Annotated in this window: 1 protein-coding gene; it reads right to left on the minus strand. The window is 49.6% G+C overall.

The genetic code is table 11. The features are described 5' to 3' along the window. Positions 1-375: 375 nt before the first annotated feature. Positions 376-1,265, minus strand: an 890-nt coding sequence (locus tag NZ772_19210; GenBank protein MCS6815686.1) for a TonB-dependent receptor, incomplete at its 5' end; no start/stop codon positions are given.

A 1,265-nucleotide genomic window follows, 5' to 3' on the forward strand; every position in this document is an offset into this window, starting at 1 on the left:
GGCCATTCCAGCCAGAGCAGATGTGTTTGGTGAAGACATTACTAATGGGCTGCCCTGCCTACTGCTGAACTTCAACCAGCGGGATCTAGGTCGTTTATATCAACTCATCAACACTATTAATACTGCCGTTGAGCCTACTACCGACAGTCTCTCCCATCCTGAACTGAAGTAATCAACCAGGATGGGCTAGGGTGTTGCCAGCAAGTGCACTGAGTTTTCCCGCTTCCCAGAGTCTCCACGAGAGATCCTTCAGGTTAGCTCTGTCACCTTCGTCAGGGAACAAATTTATCTTGCAAGGACTAAAGAGGCTAGAGCGACAGCACAGCCAGTTGAAGTTGGTACTGTATTGTATGAATCTGCTACAGCATGAACCTGCTATAGATTGGTTTGCAAGCCAACACGAACAGTCATCCCTGGCTGATAGATGCGATTTACCTTCTCGTAGCTTACATCCGTGAGGTTCTCGATGAACAACACTAGCCCTAAGCCTGAGGTCAATGGCACGCGGACATTGAGATCTAGGTTCAAAAACGAAGGCGAAAAGTCTCTATTAGAGACCCCAGGGCTTGTGAATAGAGCACGGCGAGCACCGCTGTTGTAGTTGGCATAGAGATTAACTTGCCAACCTCCTGAGTTATAGCCAATTCCTAGTTGGGCTACTGAAAAGGGTACTGTACTCAGTTGCAAACCAGTTTCGACACCCGTAGCAATGCGGGCATCGGTGTAGGTGTAGCTGAGGGTAGTTGACCATTCAGGCGAGAGTTTCCAGCGCAGAGCTGCCTCTAGGCCATTGGTGTTCACTAGGCCAACATTGGCCCATCGCCCAGCTACAATCGACAAGCGATCGTTGAGGCTATTACCAAAGTAGGTGAATTGTCCTGTTAGGCCAGGGGCAAACTCTACATCTAAACCTGCTGTCCAGGCAGAGCCAGTTTCTGGCTTAAGGTTGGCGTTAGGTAACCAGTTGTGAACGGTATCAAACACATATAGTTGATCCAACCCAGGGTTGCGTTGCACTAGCGCCCAACTGCCGCGAAGGGCAAGGGTAGGGGTCGCTGCCCAACGGATGCCAGTGCTAGGGGTAAGGTAGTTCCCAAACTGACTATTAAAATTCTGTCGTAAGCCCACATCGAGTTGAAGATCTGGCGTAATTTTCCACGTATTCAGGGCAAACAGAGCCAGATTAGTACGCTGCTGGCGTTCTATTTCGTTCAAGCTACTCAAACTGGGCACTGTGCTGAAGGCATCTCCAGTTAGGTAGGAGT

The sequence above is a fragment of the Cyanobacteriota bacterium genome (genome assembly GCA_025054735.1).
Classification (GTDB): domain Bacteria; phylum Cyanobacteriota; class Cyanobacteriia; order SKYG9; family SKYG9; genus SKYG9.